This window comes from Peterkaempfera griseoplana (assembly GCF_001418575.1).
In the GTDB taxonomy this organism is placed as follows: Bacteria; Actinomycetota; Actinomycetes; order Streptomycetales; family Streptomycetaceae; genus Peterkaempfera; species Peterkaempfera griseoplana.
Map to the genome: position 1 here is coordinate 1 of NZ_LIQR01000325.1, position 12,133 is coordinate 12,133.

Genomic DNA, 12,133 nt, shown 5'->3' on the forward strand with positions numbered 1-12,133 from the left:
GGTGCCCTGGAACCCGAAGGACTGGCTGCCGCCGGGCGGGATCTGGGCGTTGTAGGACATGTCGGTGGCGGTCACCGCTCCCGAGGACGGGCTGACGGCGGCGTTCCAGGCGCTGGTGACGGTCTGGCCGGAAGGCAGGGTGAAACCGACCTTCCAGCCGTTGACGGCGCTGGAGCCGGTGTTGGTGACGGTCACGTTGGCGGTGAACCCGCCCGTCCAGGTGCTGGGGGTGTACGCGACCGTGCATGCGGTGGCGGTGCCACCCGTGGTGCCACCCGTGGTGGTCGTCCCGCCGGTGGTGGTGCCGCCCGTCGTGGTCGTGCCGCCGGTCGTGGTCGTGCCGCCCGTCGCCTTGCCGCCGAAGGTCACCACGAGGCTGCCGTCCGAGGCGAAGGACCAGCCCAGGGCACCCGTGTAGGACGCACACCGTGACCCGTTGGTGCCCGTCCAGAACTGGTTGGAGCTGTCGGCGTCACCGACGGTCTTGTCGTTGGACCCGCTGGCGCTGCGGCACGAGGTGTTGTTGCGGAACACCGACGTGCCCGCGTCGAAGGAGAAGTTGCGCTCGCCGTTGTCGATGCTGACGTCGCCGGACATCGCGATCGAGCCGGGGTTGCTGTTGTAGGTGAACCCGTGCTTGCCGTTGCGGTAGGCGATGTCGTTCCGGACGATGTGGTCGACCGGGATGTCGTCGCCGCCGAGCTTGAAGCCGTTGCGGTCGCCGTTGGACGCCTGGGTGCCGTCGCTCAGGGTGCCCTGGTTGTAGGAGAGGGAGTTCTCGATGGTCACCGGGTCGATGGGCCCGGTGTCGCTCTTGGTGTAGAGGTCCCAGCCGTCGTCGATGTTGTTGTGCGACACGTCGTAGCGGAAGACGTTCCCCGGGCCGACGGTGAGCTTGGCCGCGAAGCCGTCGGCGTTCTCGCCGGTGGAGTCGCGGTTGTCGTGCGACTCGGAGCTGATGACCAGGTTGTTCGCCGGCCACTGGGCGTGGGTGTCGCTGGAGGACGCCCGGGAGATCTGCAGCCCGGTGTCGTGGCTGTACGCCGTCACCACACGTTCGATGACGTTGTTGCTGCCGCCGACGGTGATCCCGTTGTCGCCCGCGTGCTCGACGGTGATGCCGTACAGGTGCCAGTACGACCCGTTGAGAGCCAGTCCGCGGTTGGCCGAGTCCTCGCTCATCGCCGAGAAGTCCAGCACGGGGGTCTCGCCGGGGTAGGCGGACAACTCCTTGCGGGCGCTGGAGGTGCCGTCGTTGCCCCTCGCGATGTTGACCGTCTGCGCGAGGTTGTACGACCCGCCGCGCAGGTAGATCGTCCCGCCCGCGGTGATCCGGGTGATGGCGGAGGCGAGTGTCGTGGGGGTGGACTCCGTGCCGGCGGCGCCGGCACTGCCGTTCGGCGACACGAACAGGGCGTTGCTATTGAGGGTGGTCGCGGCCTGCGAGACGGACGGCGGGACCGCCAGCAGGCCGGCCGATGCCAGGGCGGCCACGGCGACGGCGGCCGGGACGCGGAGCGAGCGGAGCCGTCGCCCCTCACCGCCCGTACCGCCGCCGGCGGTCGCGGAATTCTGCCGCGGGGCAGGGGAAATCCAGGTGCGCTTCACGATGCTGAGACCTCTCATCCAGAACTGTTGGGCGGAGGCTGCCGTGGCGGGAAGCCTGTCAGCGTATGAAAGCGACTGCTGGCTGACTTTCCACCTGAAAAGGCAGAAGGCTTGCTTTTTGCCACGCGATGCTCGTGACGCGCCGTTCAACGTAACAAGCGCTTGCTGCGGGCGTCAACGCTTCGCCTTCCCATGCCGTGCCGGCCATCGGCCGCACGTCGCCGCAGCCGCGCCCGGCGTTCCCGCTCCGCGCACAGGCATCGGCCCAGTAGGCGTCAAGAAGCACATCCTCGCTGGTCAAGTGCATATTAAAGTCGCCCGGAATGCCGGCGGGAAAGTTGTCCCGATGCGGACACCGAGGCGCGTGGGCCGGTCGGGTCCGGTGATCCGTGCGGGCGGGGATGCAGTGGCGCAGCGCCCGAGGCGGTGTGGCGCGGGGGGTTGCGCGCTTTGGAAAAGTTCCCTCTCCTTGTCCTTGGACCTCGGGCCCCGGATCCAAGGCGTTCAATCCCACCAGAAAGACCAGAGGGGGGTTCCCATGAGGGATTCGGCACAGCGAGGGAAGGGCGTTGTTCCGTCATTGATGTCGTCCGCACCGGGCAGGACGTTTTCCAGGGCGATATGTGTGGCGTGGGTGAGGGTCTGGGGTGGGTGGGCGACGGAAACGTAGACCGTCGCGCCCTGGATGGCGACAACGCGGGTGCCGAAGCAAGACGCCCCGGCTGGTCCTGGTCGACGGCCTCGACGAGATCCCTGACACCAGTACCTGCCGCACCGTTGTGCAGACGCTGACCGGAACCGCCGCGGCCCAGCCCGCGCCCGCGCTGTACTGGTTCGTCGTGGCCACGCGTCCCCTGCCTACCTGGGCACTCGACACCCTGGGCCCCCGCGTGCCGCGCTTCGAACTCGAACCGTTCTCCCGCGACGACCTGCTCACCTACGCCACACACTGGTGCCGAGCCCCGGACGAGCCCGCCCGCCACGCATTGCCTTCGTGACGGGGCTTGAGCACGCCCGAATGGAGGTTCTGGCCCACACCCTGCTGACGGCCTTCAGTTGTGCCGGCTCCACGCGGCCGATCCCGCTCGTCATCGCCGACCTCGCCGAGCTCTACTCTGTCAGCCGGGCGACCGTCCACCGCGTCCTGGAGCGCGTACGCAGCGGCTCACGCGGCGATCGGGAGGCGAATGTGTAGTTGCTGACGGACGGGGCCGCGGACGCAGCCCCACCAGTCACTCGCGCGGGGCATCGGCCGCCAGGGAAATTCGAGGATGGCTGTCGAATCCGGGCGGGCCGTTCGACGTAAGGGTGTCCGGCAACATCACCACCTGGAAGGACAGAGCAGTGCCCCAGTACGCGATCCTCATCTACGCGAAGGCCCACACCGACGAGGCCGAGGTCATTCCCGGGGCGCGGGAGGCCCATGACCGCCACTTCGAGGACATGGTGCAGGCGGGCGTCCTGGTTGCGGCGTTCGCGCTCCAGCCGGCACTCGACACGGCGACCTCGATCCGTGGCGACGTGGTGACGGACGGCCCGTTCATCGACGCGAAGGAGGTGGTCGCCGGCTTCGCCATCATCGACGCGCCTGACCTGGATGCCGCTTTGGAGATCGCCCGGGCCAATCCCGCCACCTGGCAGGGCGGTGGCGTCGAGGTGCGGCCTGTCGAAGGCGCTTTCATCGCGCGTCGGCCTACCACGGCATGACGTCCCCGGAAGACGTCGAAACGGCGGTCGCGGACGCGCACCGTCGCGGATGGGCCCAGGTGCTCGCTGCGACGGCCCGTGTCGCGCGCGACCTGGACCTGGCCGAGGAGTGCGTCCAGGAGGCGTACGCCGCGGCCCTGGTGAGCTGGGCCCGCGACGGGATACCGGTCAACCCGGCGGCCTGGCTCACCACCGCGGCCAAGCGCCGCGCACTGGACGCGATGCGGCGCGAGCAGACGCTCCGCTCGAAGCTCCCGCTGCTGGTGGAACCCGAGGACAAGGTCGACGAAGCGGAGGTCGGCGGACCGGCTGCCGTCGATCCGGCCGACGTGGTACCGGACGAACGGCTCCGGCTCATCTTCCTGTGTTGCCACCCAGCGCTGGCGCAAGACGCGCAGCTGGCCCTCACGCTACGGCTGGTGTGCGGGGTGACCACCGCCGAGATCGCGCGGGCGCTCCTGGTGTCGGAGCCGACACTTGCTGCCCGCATCACCCGGGCGAAGAAGAAGATCTCCGTCGCACGGATCCCCTTCCGGCTGCCAGGAGCGGCCGAGCTGCCGGACCGGCTGCGCACGGTGCTCGGCGTCATCCATCTGCTCTTCACAGCTGGGCACACCGCGCCGTCCGGCGCATCACTGGTCCGCCAAGACCTGGTCGAGCAGTCGCTGCATCTGACCAGGATGCTGCGGGAGCTGATGCCCGACGAGCCGGAGGTTCGAGGACTCCTCGCCCTGCTGCTGGTCACCGACGCCCGGCGCGCAACCCGCACCGACGCCGACGGCCGACTGCTGCGCCTGGAAGACCAGGACCGATCTCTTTGGGACCGAGCGGCACTCACCGAAGGGCACGACTTGATCGTGGACGGGCTGCGCGGTGGGCGCCCGGGCCGCTACATACTCCAGGCGGCCATCGCCTCGCTCTACGCAGAGGCGCCAACCTACGACCAGACCGACTGGCCGCAGATCGTGACCCTGTACGACACGCTGCTTGCGGTGTGGCCCTCACCGGTGGTCGCGTTGAACCGCACCGTGGCAGTGTCCATGTTCCTGGGGCCGGCACGGGCGCTGGACGGGGTCACGGAGTTGGAGCAGGACGGCCGCCTCGCGCGATACCAGTACCTACCGGCCATCAAGGCTGACCTGCTGCACCGGCTGGGCCGTTCAACGGAGGCATCGGTCGCCTACCGCCAGGCGCTGGAGCTGTCCGGCAACGACGCGGAGCGCAACTTCCTGACCGAACGCCTTGCCGCAGTCCGCCGGGGATAGCTACCGAGCACCCGGCCATTGATCACGGCCCTGGCTACTGAGAGCTACTTGTCATCTCGCGGCAGCTTCGGGAGCACAGGGCCTCGATCCCCGTGGGTTCAGAGAAGCTGAGGCTCGCTCGGCGTGCACTCACGGGGCGAACTTGCGGCAGGTCACCGGCTCACCACTCCAGCCCGTGAACAGCCGGCGGATCCCTGACTCGGCCGGCGGGATCCGCAGCTGGGCGTCCTTCGATCCGCCCGGGCGATTCATTTCGTCGATCAGGCACTCGACGACCTGGCCGATCATCCGCTGGATCCCGACCTTGTGCCGCAGCCCCAGGAACAGGAAGTACGTGCTCAGCGCCTGCGAGCGGGCCAGGCGGGTGCCGCTGGGTGAGCCCCGGAGCACCCGTCCGAAGTGCGGGTCCGGGCGTCTCCTGGGGAACGTCCCCACGTCGGCGGTGAGCTGCCCGGGCGTGACCGCCATGGTGCAGGGCGATGAACTCTCCGGGCGGGATTCCCCTCAGCCGGTGCTGTCCGGGGGCGTCCGGGGTTTTGTGTGGAGGACCTCGCGGGCCTGCTCCGCCGCGCGGACGATGCTCTCGGAGACGAAGTCGACGAAGCGGGCGGTGTTCTCCAGGCGGGTGGCGGCCATGGTGCCGGGGCCGAGGACGCCGACGCCCTGCCGTGCGATCTCGCCCAGTTGGGCGGTGCCGCGGGCGCTGGCCATCATCGACTGGTACATGACGTCGTCGTCCACCACATAGCGCTCGCGGCGGCGTTCGTCGCGTTCCCGGCGGACGAGGCCCTGACTCTCGAGGAAGGCCACGGACTTGGAGATGGTCGCCGGGCTGACCTGGAGGCGCTGGACCAGTTCGGACGCGGTGAGGCTCCCGGCGTCGGTGGTGTAGAGGCAGACCAGTACCCGGGCCATCATCCTGGGCAGGCCCGACTGTATGAGGACGGTGGTGAACGTCTCCTCGTAGGCGCGCACCGCCTCGGCGTCGCGCCCATGGGCCTGCGCGGGCGCCTCCGCTCCCTGGGGCGTGGTCTGCCTGCGGCGGTGGGCGCGGTGTTCGGTGGCCCGGTGGGCGAGGTCGGCGCGGTAGGCGGTGGGGCCGCCGTTGCGCATGACCTCGCGGGTGACGGTCGAGGTCGGGCGGTCGAGGCGCCGGGCGATCTCCGCGTAGGCGAGGCCGTCGGCCAGTCCCAGCGCGATCTGCTGGCGTTCCTGCTGGGTGAGTCTGCCTCCCGGCATCGCGGTCCCCTCTGTGGCGGCTGGTCTGCCCAGCATAGCGTTCACGGTCAGTCCATTGCAACGAGCTGACTTAGGGTTGTTGCATTAAGCCTCAGGGTCATTGCAATGATTTCCAGTCCTTGACCTGCCCTTACTGCCGATTGATGCAACAAGGGCGTTGCCAGTACTGCGAACGCAACGTAGCGTTTCCTGCATCGGAAACAGGATCTCGAAGGAGCGCACCATGCAGAAGTTCGCCACTGCCGCCCCGGTCACCGCCGTCCTGGACATCCCCGCCGGGCACATCCGGCTCATCGCCGCCGACCGGGCCGACACCACCGTGGAGGTCCTGCCCGCCGACGCCTCCCGCAGCCGCGACGTCAAGGCCGCCGAGCAGACCCAGGTCAGCTACACCGACGGCGTCCTGCACATCCACACCCCCGCAGCGGCAGGCCGCGTCCTCGGCCCCTCCGGAACCCTGGAGATCACTGTCCAGCTCCCCACCGGCTCCCACCTGCGGGCCAAGGCCGCCGACGCCGACCTGCGCGGCGTCGGACGCCTCGGCGACGTCACCCTCGAAGCCGCCCAGGCCACCGTCAAGCTCGACGAGACCCGGACCGCCCACCTCACCCTCGCCGCCGGCGACATCACCCTCGGCCGTCTCAACGGCCCCGCCCAGCTCACCACCCAGAAGGGCGACCTCCACATCACCGAAGCCCACCACGGCACCGTCACCCTGCGCACCGAACACGGCGACATCACCGTCGGCGCCGCCCGCACCGTCTCCGCCACCCTCGACGCCGGCACCGCCCACGGCCGCATCCACAACGCCCTCAGGAACACCGACGGCGCCGACGCCCCCCTCGCCATCCACGCCACCACCGCCTACGGCGACATCACCGCCCACAGCCTCTGAGACGAGACCCGCCCACCCGGCCGCAGCGTACGCCCACCCATCGGCGTACGCCGCGCACCGATCGGCGTACGCCCACTCATCGGCCTGCGCCGCGCACCGACCCACGGCGCCCTCCCGCCGAACCCGGTCGGACGGCCCGGCGAGGCGCCCTGACTCCCCGGACCCACAGCGCCGTTCGGCCTCCGCAGCCTTCGCGGTCCCGTGCGGCCCGTGGCGTCCCACCGCCGCCGGACCGGTGAGCGATGCCGTCACCCTGTCGAGAAAACGCTTGGACTCCGCGGGTGCCGTCGCGCAACCATGGGATTCCTGGCCTGTCCGTACCCGCACGGATGCGCAGCCCTCAACTGCGCTGGGGCCCCGTCGTCATGCCCTGCCGCTCAGGGGACGGCCCGAGCGGGGGCACTCCATGAACCGAAGGCCCGCCGGCCGCCGCGGAAGCACAGGGCGGCCTGCCGCACGACACCACAGGGTTGGAATGCAATCTCCTGAATCGCGCGACGGTTCGCCGGGCAGGGGCCCGGTGCTCCTCGCACTTCGTTACTACGGGCGGGAGCTGGCCCGGCTGCGGCGGCTGACCGTGCCCGCGATGCTGCTGCCCGCCGTGGGCAACATCGGCCTCAACTACATCGCACCGCTGATCGTCGCCAAGCTCGTCGGCCGTATCGCCGGGGACTCCGGTGTCGACGTCGGTGCGACCCTGCCGTACGTACTGGGCTTCGCCGGTGTCCTGCTGCTGTCGGAGGGGATGTGGCGTGGCGGCCTGCACTGCCTCAACCGCGTCGACGGCCTGGGCATCGAGCACCTCTATGTGATCGGCATGGACGAACTGTTCGCCAAGGACGCGGCGTTCTTCCACGACAACTTCGCCGGTTCGCTGACCAAGCGGGTCCTGAGCTTCGCCTCCCGCTTCGAGGAGTTCGTCGACACCATGACCTTCTCGGTCGTGGGCAGCTTCGTACCGCTGATCTTCGGGTCGGTGGTGCTGTGGCGCTACGAACCGCTGCTCGTGGTCGGGCTCCTGACGATGATCGTGCTGACGGCGCTGGGCGTGGCGCCCCTGATCCGGCGCCGCCAGGCGCTGGTCAGGGAGCGCGAGGAGGCGATCGCCCGGGTGTCGGGCCATGTCGCCGACAGCCTGATGAACATGGACACGGTCCGGGCGTTCGCCGCCGAGGACCGCGAGGCCGCCGAGCACCGCTCCCGGGTCGCCGAGTCGCGGCGGCTCACGCTGCGGTCGTGGGACTACGGCAATCTGCGCATCGACACGCTGGTGGCGCCGATGTCCGTGCTGACCAATGGGCTGGGCCTGCTGCTCGCGGTGGCGCTCGGGGGAGGCAAACACGGGGTGGAGGCGGTCGTGGTCGCCTTCACCTACTACAGCAACGCCACGCGGATCATGTTCGAGTTCAACCAGATCTACCGCCGTCTGGAGAGCTCGATGACGGAGGCCGCGCAGTTCACCGAGCTGCTGCTGAGCCCGCCGACCGTGCTCGACCCGCCGTCGCCGGAGCCGCTGCTCTCCCGGGCCGCCGATGTGCGCTTCGAGCGGGTGACCTTCGCCCACGCGGGCGCGGAGCCGCTCTTCGAGGACCTGGAACTGTCGGTGGCCGGCGGGGCCAAGATCGGTCTGGTGGGCCGGTCCGGCGGTGGCAAGACCACCCTCACCCGGCTGCTGCTGCGGCTGACCGACATCGACGGCGGCCGCATCCTGATCGGCGGTCAGGACATCAGCAGACTGCGTCAGGCGGACCTGCGCAGCCTGATCGCCTATGTGCCGCAGGACCCGGCGATGTTCCACCGCACCCTGCGGGACAACATCGCGTTCGCCCGCCCGGACGCCACCGACGCGGAGATCCGCCGCGCCGCGGAGGCGGCGCATGTCACGGAGTTCGCCGATGCGCTGCCGGACGGCTTCGAGACCATGGTCGGCGAACGGGGCGTCAAACTGTCCGGCGGACAGCGCCAGCGGGTCGCCCTCGCCAGGGCGATCCTGCGTGACGCACCGATCCTGCTGCTGGACGAGGCGACCAGCGCGCTGGACTCGGAGAGCGAGATCCTCGTCCAGGAGGCGCTGTGGCGGCTCATGGACGGGCGCACCGCGCTCGTGGTGGCGCACCGGCTGAGCACGGTCGCCACCATGGACCGGCTGGTGGTCCTGGACCGCGGGCGGATCGTCGAGCAGGGCACGCACCACGAACTGCTCGCCGCGGACGGCGCCTACGCCAAGCTGTGGCAGCACCAGTCGGGCGGCTTCCTCGGAGAGACCCCCGCGCGGGTCGAACTGCACTGAGCGCCGGGCGCCGCCAGGCCGGAAGCCCGGCGGCGCCCGGCCGGGATGACGCGGGCGCACCCCGCCCCGGGCGGCGCATCACCGCGGGAGGGCCGCCCCGCGGTGATGCGCCTGACGGTCGCTCAGCTGCGCAGGGTGAAGGCAGCCAGCCGCTGGGCACCGGTGAGCACCAGGTGCAGATCGTGGACCCCGGCGGGCCGCCCCGTCAGCGGTGCCGTCACCCTCGTCCAGGCGTAGCGGCCGCCGGTGGCGGGGACGGCGATCCGGGCCAGCGCCGTCCCGGTGACGGGATCCCCCGCCCACAGCTCCAGCAGGGCCTCGCGGGGCTCGGTACGGGAGACCTCCGCCTCGAAGGAGACCGCACCGCTCAGCTCGGCCGCGCGGAACACCAGCGAGGCGCTTCCACCGATGGGGGCGACCGCGTCGCCACCGGTGCGTTCGGCGTCCACCAGGGTCACCGCCGTGCAGTCGTCGAAGTCCACCGCGAGGATCCGGCGGTCGACGACCGCGCGGGGCCCGGGAGCGGGGCCGGTCACGGTCAGCGGCGCGGTCAGGGCGATCCGCCCGGCGGAGTGGCCGACCAGGATCTCGTACGCCCCCGGGTCCACGGTGAAGGCTCCGGTGGCCACGTCCCAGTGGGCCAGCCGCTCCATCGGCAGGGTGAAGGACACCTCCCGGCTCTCCCCGGGACCCAGGGTGACCTTGCGGAAGTCGGCGAGCCGGAGCCGGGGCGCTTCGTAGCGGGTGTCCAGGGCGCGGGTGTAGAGCTGGACGACCTCCGTACCGGCCCGGCTCCCGGTGTCGGTGAGTGTCACGCTCACCTCGACCGTGCCGTCCTGCGCCGCCGTGGCGGACGACAGACGCAGCCCCGAGTAGGCGAAGGTGGTGTACGACAGGCCGTGGCCGAAGCTGTAGAGCGGCGCGGCGCGGTGGTACTGGTACGTCCAGCCGGCCTTGATGATGTCGTAGTCCAGCCGCTCCGGCAGTCCGTCACCGGCCCGGTACCAGGTCTGCGGCAGGCGGCCGGCCGGCTCCGCCTCGCCGAGCAGCACCGAGGCCAGGGCGCGTCCGGTCTCCTGGCCGCCGTGCGAGGTCCACACCACGGCGGGCAGGTTGCGGTCGGCCCAGTCCACCGCGTACGGGTAGCTGCTCATCAGTACCAGCGCGGTCTGCGGACGGGCGGCGGCGACGGCGCGCAGCAGCTGCTCCTGCGCGGGCGGCAGGGTGATGCCCTCGCGGTCCTCGGTCTCCCGGCCGTTGATGTGCGGGTCGTTGCCGAGGACCACCACGGCGGCGTCGGCGCCGGCTGCGGCGGCCACCGCCTCGGCGACGCCGTCGCGCACCACGCTGCGCTGCCAGCGCTCGGCCTGGGCGGGTGTCCCGGCGGTGACGCGGACCCGGCCGGTCCCGGGGTCGACGACGGCGTATCTGCCGTTGCAGATGTTGCGCAGCACCTCGCCGCCGTCGGGGGCGGCCTCCAGACGGAAGGTCTCATGGACCTCCCAGCCGCCCGGCTGGACCTGGTCGGCGGCCAGTGAGGCGTCCTCGTCCTTCAGGCTGACGTAGCGTCCGCTGCGTGCGCTGCGCAGCGTCAGCACCCCTCCGCCCCAGTCGAAGAGGTCGAAGCAGGCGTCCTCCCCGTACTCGCCGCTCTCCGATCGGCTCGCCTCGCCGTTCACCTCGCCCTTCTCCGGGGCGACGGCGGCCGTGAGCGCTCCCGCCGGGTCGAAGGCGGGGACGGAGAGCAGTGCGCCGGTGGTCCGGGAGCGCAGCGTGATTCGGTCCACGCCCTCCACGCAGACCACCTCGCCGCCCTGCCCCGCCAGTGCCGCCCGCAGGCCGGCGGCGGCGGTGATCCGGTAGGGCATGGTGCCGCTGTACCAGTCCTCGAAGAGGGTGTCGGCGAGCGGGCCGATGACGGCGACCCGGCGGGTGCGCTGTCCCTCCAGCGGCAGCAGCCCGTCGTTGCTCAGCAGCACGATGGACTCGGTGGCCGCACGGCGTGCCAGCTCCCGGTGGCCGGGGCTGTCCACCGCGTCCCAGCCGATCCGCGCATAGGGGTCGAGACCGGGGTCGAACTCGCCCAGCCGGAACCGGATCGACAACTGGCGGCGGACGGCCCGGTCGACGTCCTCCTCGGTGATCAGTCCGCGGGCCAGGGCCTCCTTGATCCGGCCGAAGGTGGTGGCGGTGTCCTCGCCGTGGTCGGTGAAGCTGTCGATGCCGGCCTTGAGGGCGGCGGCGTGGGACTCGGCGTGGTCGTCGAAGTAGTGCTCGGGGTCGACCAGGTTGGACGGCGCCTCGGCGTCGCTGACCACGAACAGCTCGTGCCCGGTGGGCAGGGCCCAGCGGCGCAGCTCGGTCTCCAGCAGCGGACTGACATGGCAGGGGCGGCCGTTGACCAGGTTGTAGGCCGCCATCACCCCGGTCGCGGAGCCGGAGGCCACAGCGGTGCGGAAGGCGGCCAGGTCGTACTCGTGCAGCACCCGCGGGCGCAGCCCGGAGGAGGTGGTGCAGCGGTCCTCCTCGTTGTTGTAGGCGAGGAAGTGCTTGAGGACGGGGGCGGTGCGCAGATAGACCGGGTGGTCGCCGGACATGCCCCTGCAGAAGGCGTCGCCCAGGCGCGCCGAGTGCAGCGGATCCTCCGAGTACCCTTCCTCGTTGCGGCCCCAGCGCGGATCGCGCAGCAGGTTCACCACCGGCGCCCAGGCCTGCAGACTGTTGGTGCCGGTGCCGACGGCGGGTTCGCGGTGGTGGTGGAAGGCGCGCTGCTCGACGGAGGTGGCGGTGGCCACGGCGTGCAGCAGTTCCTCGTCCCAGGTCGCGCCGAGGCCCACCGCCTGGGGGAAGGTGGTGGCGGGTCCCAGCCAGGCGACGCCGTGCAGCGCCTCGGTACCGGTGCGGAACGCGGCGACGCCCAGGCGCTGGACCTCCGGCGAGTACTGGTGCAGCATCGCCACACGCTCGTCGAGGGTGAGCCGCCCCAGCAGGTCCTCGACGCGCTCGCGCAGGCCGAGCGCGGGGTCGCGGAAGGGGAGCTGGTCGAGGGGCAGCTCGGCGGGCACGGACGTGGAACTCACGTGGGAAACCCCTTGGCAGGTGACGGGGAGGGCGGGCGGGGCCGCGGCG

The 12,133-nt window shown here is 71.0% G+C and carries 11 protein-coding genes and 1 pseudogene; 6 read left to right on the plus strand and 6 right to left on the minus strand.

All coding sequences use genetic code 11. The annotated features are described in order from the left end of the window. The 3 genes and pseudogenes from AOK09_RS41160 to AOK09_RS43765 all read right to left on the minus strand — a co-directional run. On the minus strand, positions 1-1,626 hold a 1,626-nt coding region (locus tag AOK09_RS41160; protein ID WP_157876009.1), incomplete at its 3' end, for a cellulose-binding domain-containing protein. 40 nt (positions 1,627-1,666) lie between these two features. Beyond that, on the minus strand, positions 1,667-1,909 hold the full coding sequence (locus AOK09_RS40340; RefSeq protein WP_157876010.1) for a hypothetical protein: 243 nt from the start codon (positions 1,907-1,909) through the stop codon (positions 1,667-1,669). A 203-nt stretch (positions 1,910-2,112) separates the two neighbouring features. Further along, positions 2,113-2,304 (minus strand): annotated as a pseudogene (locus AOK09_RS43765) (DUF4253 domain-containing protein); the annotation flags it as partial. Positions 2,305-2,387: 83 nt separating this feature from the next. Here AOK09_RS43765 and AOK09_RS23875 point away from each other — a divergent pair. The 4 genes from AOK09_RS23875 (at position 2,388) to AOK09_RS23885 (ending at position 4,580) form a co-directional block, all read left to right on the plus strand. After that, positions 2,388-2,606, plus strand: coding sequence for a hypothetical protein (locus tag AOK09_RS23875; RefSeq protein WP_055589294.1), 219 nt, complete (start codon positions 2,388-2,390; stop codon positions 2,604-2,606). Positions 2,607-2,626: 20 nt separating this feature from the next. Continuing rightward, a complete protein-coding gene (locus tag AOK09_RS40345; RefSeq protein WP_157876011.1) occupies positions 2,627-2,803 on the plus strand; it encodes a hypothetical protein in 177 nt (58 codons plus the stop codon). A gap of 113 nt (positions 2,804-2,916) precedes the next feature. Next, positions 2,917-3,315: a YciI family protein gene (locus tag AOK09_RS23880; RefSeq protein WP_245687448.1), complete on the plus strand. Its 399-nt coding sequence runs from the start codon at positions 2,917-2,919 to the stop codon at positions 3,313-3,315. After that, positions 3,312-4,580: an RNA polymerase sigma factor gene (locus tag AOK09_RS23885; protein WP_079063372.1), complete on the plus strand. Its 1,269-nt coding sequence runs from the start codon at positions 3,312-3,314 to the stop codon at positions 4,578-4,580. Before AOK09_RS23880 ends, AOK09_RS23885 begins: the two co-directional genes overlap by 4 nt. A gap of 129 nt (positions 4,581-4,709) precedes the next feature. Here AOK09_RS23885 and AOK09_RS23890 read toward each other — a convergent pair whose 3' ends face one another. Next, positions 4,710-5,048 carry a hypothetical protein gene (locus tag AOK09_RS23890; RefSeq protein ID WP_055589297.1) on the minus strand — a complete coding sequence of 113 codons (339 nt, stop codon included), beginning with the start codon at positions 5,046-5,048 and terminating at the stop codon, positions 4,710-4,712. 36 nt (positions 5,049-5,084) lie between these two features. Beyond that, entirely contained in the window at positions 5,085-5,819 is a 735-nt protein-coding gene (locus tag AOK09_RS23895) for a helix-turn-helix domain-containing protein (RefSeq protein ID WP_055589298.1), read from the minus strand. Positions 5,820-6,042: 223 nt separating this feature from the next. Here AOK09_RS23895 and AOK09_RS23900 point away from each other — a divergent pair, with 223 nt between their 5' ends. Both AOK09_RS23900 and AOK09_RS23905 read left to right on the plus strand, forming a co-directional pair. Continuing rightward, positions 6,043-6,714 (plus strand): DUF4097 family beta strand repeat-containing protein, encoded by a 672-nt coding sequence (locus tag AOK09_RS23900; RefSeq protein ID WP_055589299.1) that lies wholly within the window; start codon positions 6,043-6,045, stop codon positions 6,712-6,714. A gap of 475 nt (positions 6,715-7,189) precedes the next feature. After that, positions 7,190-9,004, plus strand: coding sequence for an ABC transporter ATP-binding protein (locus tag AOK09_RS23905; RefSeq protein WP_079063373.1), 1,815 nt, complete (start codon positions 7,190-7,192; stop codon positions 9,002-9,004). A gap of 122 nt (positions 9,005-9,126) precedes the next feature. On the opposite strand, the gene AOK09_RS23910 is transcribed toward AOK09_RS23905, so the two are convergent. Next, positions 9,127-12,084, minus strand: a complete 2,958-nt coding sequence (locus AOK09_RS23910) for a glycoside hydrolase family 3 protein (protein ID WP_055589301.1) — start codon at positions 12,082-12,084, stop codon at positions 9,127-9,129. Between the last annotated feature and the right edge of the window lie 49 nt (positions 12,085-12,133).